The sequence below is a fragment of the Paenarthrobacter nicotinovorans genome (assembly GCF_007670255.1).
In the GTDB taxonomy this organism is placed as follows: Bacteria; Actinomycetota; Actinomycetes; order Actinomycetales; family Micrococcaceae; genus Arthrobacter; species Arthrobacter nicotinovorans_B.
In genome coordinates this window covers 293,715-301,964 of record NZ_SZVS01000006.1, presented here as the reverse complement: position 1 = coordinate 301,964, position 8,250 = coordinate 293,715, and the positions used below count along the sequence as shown (strand labels likewise).

The window sequence follows — 8,250 nt, the reverse complement described above, 5'->3', positions numbered from 1 at the left end:
ACCGGAAATAACGACGGACGCAGCTGCACAAAATTCGAAACCAGCTGAAAACCAGACCACCACACACGGGGGTGCGCGACAGTCCAGCAAAATTTCAACCAATCAAAAAACAATCGGTATCAACAAACTTGGCACACTATTGAGTTCTCAAACAACAGACACTAACGGCACCACCACCAACCCCACAGGGCCACTGGATCGCTCCGAAGCAACTTTTCAAACTTACACGCTGTCTGCCTCCGGGTCAAATCGGTGAGCTGGACTTGATTTTCCTTGCGGGTTCCTGTCAGCATCACCGCCCTCCACTGGGGAGCAGCGCGGGTATTAACTATACACACACTCTGCCGGGTTGGCAAAGCCCCGGTTCGGCGGGATGGATCCCGGCGGCCACCTGCGGTGTGTTTCTCGGTTCGGAACCCAAACGCCGCAGCCGGGGTCCGCCGTCGAACGCTTTACTGGGGCTTAACCAGCAACGCTCCTTCACCGCAGTGAAGGAGCGTCGCGTAAAAGCGGTCATTACGTGAGCGAGCGTCCGCACCAACCCCGGGGAACGTGAGCGAGCGATCGCACCAACCCCGGGGGACGTGAGCGAGCGCCGGCTACTCAGCCGGGGTGAACCACGCGGCTCCAAGCGGCGGGAGGGTGACAGACAGTGCGGCCGGTTGTCCGTCGGTTCCCGGCGTCGTGGCCTTCAAAGTGCCGGAGTTGATTACCCCGGAACCTCCATAGGATTCGGCATCCGTGTTCAGCACTTCCGTCCACTCCCCTGCTGAAGGAACACCCAGGATGTAGTCGTGGTGCGGACCGCCGGAGAAGTTCACCGCACACACGAGGGGCTTGCCGTTGTTGCCCCGGCGGATGAAGGTGAGGACGTTGTGGTCGGCGTCTCCGCCGTTGATCCACTGGAAACCACTGGCCTCGTTGTCCTTCTCGTAGAGGGCAGGCGTGGCTGAATACACCTCGTTGAGGTCCTTGAGCAGGAGCTGCAGGCCGCGGTGCGAGGGGATGTCCGCCAGGAACCAGTCGAGTCCGTGCTGCTCGGACCACTCGGCTTCCTGGCCGAACTCGCTGCCCATGAAGATGAGCTGCTTGCCCGGGTGCGACCACTGGTAGGCGAAGAAGGCACGCAGGTTGGCCAGCTGCTGCCAGCGGTCGCCCGGCATCTTGCGCAGCATGGAACCCTTGCCGTGGACAACCTCGTCGTGGCTGATGGGCAGGAGGAAGTTCTCAGTGAACGCATACACCAGGGAGAAGGTGACGGTGCCGTGGTGCCACTTGCGGTTGATGGGGTCCTCGGAAATGTACTTGAGGGAGTCATGCATCCAGCCCATGTTCCACTTCAAGCCGAAGCCCAGTCCGCCGTGATTGGTAGGTGCCGTAACACCGGGGAATGCCGTGGACTCCTCGGCGATGACGATTGCGCCCGGGTGGGTTTTGTAGACCGTGGCGTTGACTTCCTGCATGAAGGAGATCGCTTCCAGGTTTTCCCGCCCGCCGAATTTGTTCGGGCGCCACTGGCCTTCCTCGCGGGAGTAGTCGAGGTAGATCATGGAGGCCACCGCGTCCACCCGCAGGCCGTCGACGTGGAACTCCTCGAGCCAGTACAGCGCATTGGCCACCAGGAAGTTCCGGACCTCGCTGCGTCCAAAGTCGAAGATCAGGGTTCCCCAGTCAGGGTGTTCTCCCAGTGCGGGGTCTGAATGCTCGTAGAGCGGCTGGCCGTCGAACTGTGCCAGTGCCCACGAGTCTTTGGGGAAGTGTGCAGGAACCCAGTCGAGCAGGACGCCGATGCCTGCCTGGTGGAGCGAGTCCACCAGGAACCGGAACTCATCCGGGTGGCCGAAGCGTGACGTCGGAGCAAAGTAGGACGTCACCTGGTAACCCCAGGACCCGCCGAAGGGGTGTTCGGCAACGGGCATGAACTCAACGTGGGTGAAGCCGAGCCACTTCACGTACTCCACGAGTTCCTTGGCGAGTTCCTTGTAGCCAAGGCCCAGTCGCCAGGAGCCCAGGTGGACTTCATAGACGCTCATGGGCGAGTTGTGCGGATCCTTCTTGGCGCGGGCCGCCATCCACTCCGCGTCCTTGAAGCGGTAGCTGGGGTCTACTACGCGCGATGCCGTCAGCGGAGGCACCTCGGTCCCGAATGCCAGCGGGTCGGCTTTCTCGATCCAATGGCCGGATTTGGTGAGGATCTCGTATTTGTAGCACGCCCCTGCTACAACGCCTGGGATGAAGATCTCCCACACCCCGGAGGAGCCAAGGGAGCGCATGCCGTGCGAACGACCATCCCAGCCGTTGAAGTCGCCCTTGACGCGGACAGCCTGGGCGTTCGGAGCCCAGACGGCGAAGGAAACACCGTCCACGGCGCTCAGCGAAGAGCGGTAATGCTGGACGTGCGCCCCCAGGACATCCCAGAGCCGTTCATGGCGGCCCTCCCCGATCAGGTGCAGGTCCACCTCGCCCACGGTAGGCAGGTAGTGGTACGGGTCATCGATGGTGACGGGTTCGGCGTCGTACACCACTTCCAAACGGTAGTCCGGCACATGCCCGGCCTGAAGCGGTTCGAGGACCGCTGCCCACACACCGTGTGATTCGTGCTCCATGGGGGTGCGGCCGGCTTCGGTGACTACCGTGACGGTCTTGGCCAGGTGCTTCACCGTCCTGATGGTTACATGGCCGTGGTCATCGAGATGGGCGCCGAGGACCGAGTGCGGCGCGTGGTAAGCGCCGGCCGCCACGCGTTCCAAGGTCTCGGAGTCCACGTGCAGGGGAACTCGGGGCCGTTCGGTACGTGCTGAGCCAGTCATGTCATTACCTTCCGCTGTTGCTGCCGCATGCTTGCCGCGGCTTGTGTTGTCGAGGATTTGTCGCGATGCGTTGACCGGTATCGACAACCAGTCGGGCCGGTTACGCAGCTCGTACACCACCTCGTATAAGGCCTTGTCCAGCCACAATGCCACAAAGAGCGGCGACTGGCGGTCAATGGTTCCAGGGGTGACGTCGCTGTACCCCTCGATGAAGGCTGCGGCGCAGTCATCCACCCAGTTTTCCGGCACCTTCGCCTCGGGGTTTTCCCGGATGGCTGCCCCGGCTGCGTAGTCGAACGAGCGCAACATGCCGGTGACGTCCCGCAAGGGAAGGTCGGGGTTGTTGCGCTCATCAATGGTCCGGAGCGGCTCCCCCTCGAAGTCCAGGATGGCCCAGCGGCCCGGCTCCCCCGTTGCGCCGGGAACCTGCAGGATCTGGCCCAGGTGGAGGTCGCCATGGATGCGCTGCAATTGGCCCACGGACTGTGGATCGAGCGCCGACAGCAGCTCTTCAAGACTTGCGTCATAAGGCCCGACGGCGGTTGACGCCTCAGCCCACGACTGCCGGACACGCCGGGCAAGGGTTGCGATGATGTCGGAGCCCTGCTCCTGGCCATCGTGGGTGCCAAAGGTCTCCGCCAGCCTGGCGTGGACCGTGGCCGTGGCCTTTCCCAGCCCACGGGCTTCGTCCGTGAAATCGTTGCCGGCCGCTGCCGCGTCAACAGCCAGACGCCAAGCGTCCAGGCCACCGATCAGGAATTCGTGCGCAACCGTCAGCTCGCCGGATGACTCCGCACCGGACTCCCCGGCAGTGGCTTTCGACGCCGGCCCATGCCACGAGCCCGTGATCCACCCCAACGTCGCGGGAACCTCGCGGGTGTCCGCGGCTGTCAGGGCGGCGCCCAGCTCCACTTCCGGGTTCTTGCCTGCCGAGAGGACGCGGAAGATTTTCACGATCGCGGCCGACTCGCCGTCGTCGATAATGACGGACGTGTTGGACTGCTCACCGGACAGGACCCGCACCGATACCGGAGTTCCCGGGAGCGGAACGCGACCATGGGTGAGGTGGCCCTGGACCGAAGCCACAGCTCCTTCGCTGCGCATCAGTTGCAGCCAGGCCGAAATAAATCCGGGATCGTAGACGGCGTCGTACACCAGGCGAAGGCCAGGATCCGTGATCTCGCCCAGGAGGGCCGTCGGCGCGTCAACCAGCGGCTGGCTGTGGAAGCTCAGCGGTACCTGCACGACGTCGGTCCGCGGGCCGCCGTCGGCCGTCCTGTGGGTGACGGCCAGCAGCAAGACCTCCAGTTCGGCGTCGCCGCCGCCTGGAAGCCGGAAGCTGCCCACTTGCTCCAACGCAAAGTCGGGGCTCTTGACCGGGAACCAACGTTTGCCGGGAAGCCATGCCCGGAGAAGTCCTTCAACGGAGGGGTTCAAGTTTTCCTTGTTCATCTCATCCTTTGGAGGTCACCACTGGAATCGCCTGGGTAAAAGGCGACGAGGGATTGGAAAATGCCGAGCGGACCCGCAGCCAGTAAAAGCTGTGGCTGCCCAGCATCACGGTCAGATGACCGTTGTCACCAACGGCCGGGAAAGGCTGGCCGCCGAAAATATCGCGCAGGCCGCGGCCCGCGAACTCGGGAATATCCAGCGTTGCCGCCACCGGGTGCTGGGAAAGGTTGAAGACGCACAGAATGGTTTCCGCGTCCGCGCCTTCCGGGTTTCCCGCCGGCAGCTCGCGGACGTAGGCCAGCACCACCTCATGATCGGCTTCGATGTGGCGGAACCCGCCCAGGCCGAACACGGGATGGTTTTTGCGGACACTGAGGATCTGCCGGGTCCATCGCAGCAGCGAACCGGAATGAGCGGCTTCGGCCTCGACATTGGCCATGCTGTAGTTGTAAACCAGCGACTGGATCACCGGCAGGTACAGCTTGCCCGGGTCCGCAGAGGAGAAGCCCGCGTTGCGGTCGGGGTTCCACTGCATGGGCGTGCGGACGGCGTCGCGGTCATCGAGCCAGATGTTGTCGCCCATGCCGATCTCGTCCCCGTAGTAGAGGAAGGGACTGCCGGGCAGGGACAACAGCAGGGCGTTGATGAGTTCGATCTCTGCCCGGGAGTTGTCCAGGAGCGGAGCCAGACGGCGGCGGATTCCGATGTTCGCCCTCATGCGCGGGTCCGGGGCATACCAGCCAAGCATCGCCGCGCGTTCCTCCGCGGGAACCATCTCGAGTGTCAGTTCGTCGTGGTTCCGCAGGAACGTTCCCCATTGCGCGCCCCGCGGAATCTCGGGGGTATCACGCAACGTCTCAATGATGGGCGCAGCCTTTTGGTCCCGCAGGGCGTAGTACAGCCTGGGCATGATCGGGAAGTGGAAGGCCATATGGCACTCGGGGGCTTCGTCGGTGCCGAAGTATTCCACCACTTCGTGCGGCGGCTGGTTGGCCTCCGCGATGATGACCCTGCCCGGATAGTTCTCGTCCACCATGCGGCGGAGGTCCTGGAGGAACGTGTGGGTCGCCGGAAGGTTCTCGCAGTTGGTCCCTTCCTCCTCGAAAAGGTAGGGAATGGCGTCAGCGCGGAAACCGTCGATGCCTTGGTCCAGCCAAAAGCGGATGACGTCGTACAGCGCCTCGATGACTTTGGGATTCTCGAAGTTCAGGTCCGGCTGGTGGCTGAAGAACCGGTGCCAGAAGAATTGCCGCCGGATGGGATCGAACGTCCAGTTGGACTCTTCGGTGTCGACGAAGATGATGCGGGCGTCCTGGTATTTTTCGTCCGTGTCACTCCACACGTAGAAATCCCCGTAGGGTCCCGTGGGATCCTTCCGGGATTCCTGGAACCAGGGGTGCTGGTCTGAAGTGTGATTCAAAGGAAGGTCGATGATGACCCGTACGCCACGGGCGTGGGCTTCGGCCACCAGCCGCTTGAAGTCGCTGATGGTACCGAATTCATCCAGGACGGAGGTGTAGTCGGCAATGTCGTAGCCGCCGTCGCGCAACGGGGAATGGAAGAACGGCGGCAGCCAGAGACAATCGACGCCCAGCCACTGGAGGTAATCCAGTTTGTCGATCAATCCTTGGAAATCGCCGGAACCATCCCCGTTGGCGTCCGCAAAAGCCCGCACCAAGACTTCATAGAAGACTGCCTTGCGGTACCAGAGCGGATCATGCTGGAGACCGGGGGCATTCAACTCGAAGGTGTTCTTCGGAGTGAAGTACTGGGTGGGGTTCTGCGGGGAAAAACTCACTAAGGCTGCCTCCTGATGCTCAGGACGTGTGCCGGCTCAACGTGGGCATCCAGGCGGACGTAGTTGTGTTCCCCCCACCACCAGCTCTGTCCGCTGATGAGGTCATCGACGCGGAACTGTCCGTTTTCGTTGAGGTCTGCCGGGTCCAGCGCAAGGGCCGCGAGGTCCAGCGACACAGTGCTTTCGCGGGTACTGTGGGGATCCACGTTGACCACGATGATCAAGGTGTCCTTGGTGCCATCGGGCAAGGTCTTGTGCTTCGAGTAGACGATCGTGGCGTCATCCGTGCTGCGGTGGATGGTCAGGTTCTGCAGGTCGCCCAACGCCAGGTGGTCCTTGCGGATGGTGTTGAGCCGGGTGATGTACGGGGCCAGCGTACGTCCGGATTCGGCCGCGCCTTCCCAGTCCCGGGCCTTGTACTCGTACTTCTCGTTGTCGATGTACTCCTCGGCGCCGGGCCGTGCCACGTGCTCGTACAGCTCGTAGCCTGCATAGACACCCCATAGCGGGCTGGCTGTCGCGGCGAGGACTGCACGGATCTTGAAGGCCGCCGGGCCGCCGTACTGCAGGTACTCGGTGAGGATGTCCGGGGTGTTGACGAAGAAGTTCGGGCGGAAATACGCCGGGCTCACATGGCTGACCTCGTAGAAGTACTCTTCCAGCTCGGCCTTGGTGTTCCGCCAGGTGAAGTACGTGTAGGACTGCTGGAATCCGGCCCGGCCCAAGGCGTGCATCATGGGCGGGCGTGTGAATGCCTCCGCCAGGAACACCACCTCGGGGTTCTTCTTGTTGATCTTCCCGATCAACCATTCCCAGAACCACACGGGCTTGGTGTGCGGGTTGTCCACACGGAAGACCTTGACGCCGTGGCTGATCCACAACTGCACGATGCGCAGGATCTCCTTGGACAGGCCCACGGGATCGTTGTCGAAGTTCAGGGGGTAGATGTCCTGGTACTTCTTCGGAGGGTTTTCGGCGTAGGCGATCGAACCATCCACGCGCGTGGTGAACCATTCGGGGTTGGACGTGACCCAGGGGTGGTCCGGGGCTGCCTGCAAGGCCAGGTCCAGGGCCACTTCGAGGCCGAGCTCGTTGGCCCTTGCCACAAAAGCGTCAAAATCCTCGAACGTTCCCAGCTCAGGGTGGATGGCATCGTGGCCGCCATCCTTGGAACCGATGGCCCACGGCGAACCCGGATCCTGGGGCCCCGGCGTCAAGGTGTTGTTGCGGCCCTTGCGGTGCTGGAAGCCGATCGGGTGGATGGGCGGCAGGTAGATGACGTCGAAGCCCATCTCCGCAACGGCGTCGAGCCGCCTGGCCGCCGTGCGGAAGTTGCCGGAGGTCCACACACCCGTCGAGTGGTCCAGCACGGCGCCTTCGGAGCGCGGAAAGAATTCGTACCAGGAGCCGCGGCCGGCCAGGTCCCGTTCCACCTGCAGCGGGAACTGTTCAGAGACGGTCACCAGTTCACGGATCGGCAAACGCTCGACGGCGGCAAGCACCTCGGGGCTGAAACCGGCGCCAAGGCGCTCCTCGGCAGATTTGGTGGTGTCGGCGAGCGCGACGGAAGCGGCACGCAAGGTGCGCTTTTCAGCACCGGTGCGTCCGGCGTCGTCGGCTGCTCCCGACAGAAGGGCCGCACCTTCGGCGAGCATCAACTCAACGTCGATGCCGGCGGCGACCTTCACTTCGGCGTTGTGGTGCCACGTGCCGTAGCGGTCGTGCCAGGCCTCAATGACGAACGACCACGCACCTGTGCCGCTGGGGGTGATCAGACCCTCCCAGCGGTCAAGGCCCTTCCACTGCTCGCCCTGGGCAGGGGCCAGCCGCACACGCTGGCGCTCCTTGCCCCTGGGGTCAAGCAGGACGGCGGAGACGCCCAGCTGGTCGTGCCCTTCCCGGAAGACCGTGGCGCCAACCACGAGGTCCTCTCCAGGCAAGGCCTTCGCCGGGAAACGGCCACCCTCCACCACAGGCTGCACGGCCGTGATGGGAAACCGGCCGAAGCGAAGTCCGTCGGTGATGTCCGTTGTCGTCTTGGATTTCAGAACGGTGGTGGTTCGCGCAGTTTTCGTCACAACCATGACGTTAGCGACAAAAATCACAGAATGCTAAGCAAACGAGGTTTCTATTCGACGCAAGATGACATTTACCTAAAAGAAACCCGATGCTGTTCCGACTGCCATGTGA

The 8,250-nt window shown here is 62.9% G+C and carries 4 protein-coding genes; 1 reads left to right on the top strand and 3 read right to left on the bottom strand.

Annotated features, from left to right (window positions below; genetic code table 11):
- A partial coding sequence (locus tag FDP28_RS20670; RefSeq protein ID WP_222120636.1) for a hypothetical protein occupies positions 1–256 on the top strand: 256 nt, incomplete at its 5' end.
- 343 nt (positions 257–599) lie between these two features.
- On the opposite strand, the gene FDP28_RS11945 is transcribed toward FDP28_RS20670, so the two are convergent.
- The 3 genes from FDP28_RS11945 to FDP28_RS11935 are packed head-to-tail and all read right to left on the bottom strand — an operon-like array spanning position 600 to position 8,144.
- Positions 600–4,262 carry a 1,4-alpha-glucan branching enzyme gene (locus FDP28_RS11945; protein ID WP_144661639.1) on the bottom strand — a complete coding sequence of 1,221 codons (3,663 nt, stop codon included), beginning with the start codon at positions 4,260–4,262 and terminating at the stop codon, positions 600–602.
- Between the two features lies 1 nt (position 4,263).
- Positions 4,264–6,060, bottom strand: a complete 1,797-nt coding sequence (gene treS, locus FDP28_RS11940; RefSeq protein ID WP_144661638.1) for a maltose alpha-D-glucosyltransferase — start codon at positions 6,058–6,060, stop codon at positions 4,264–4,266.
- Positions 6,060–8,144, bottom strand: a complete 2,085-nt coding sequence (locus FDP28_RS11935; protein ID WP_186313611.1) for an alpha-1,4-glucan--maltose-1-phosphate maltosyltransferase — start codon at positions 8,142–8,144, stop codon at positions 6,060–6,062. Before FDP28_RS11935 ends, treS begins: the two co-directional genes overlap by 1 nt.
- Positions 8,145–8,250 lie beyond the last annotated feature (106 nt).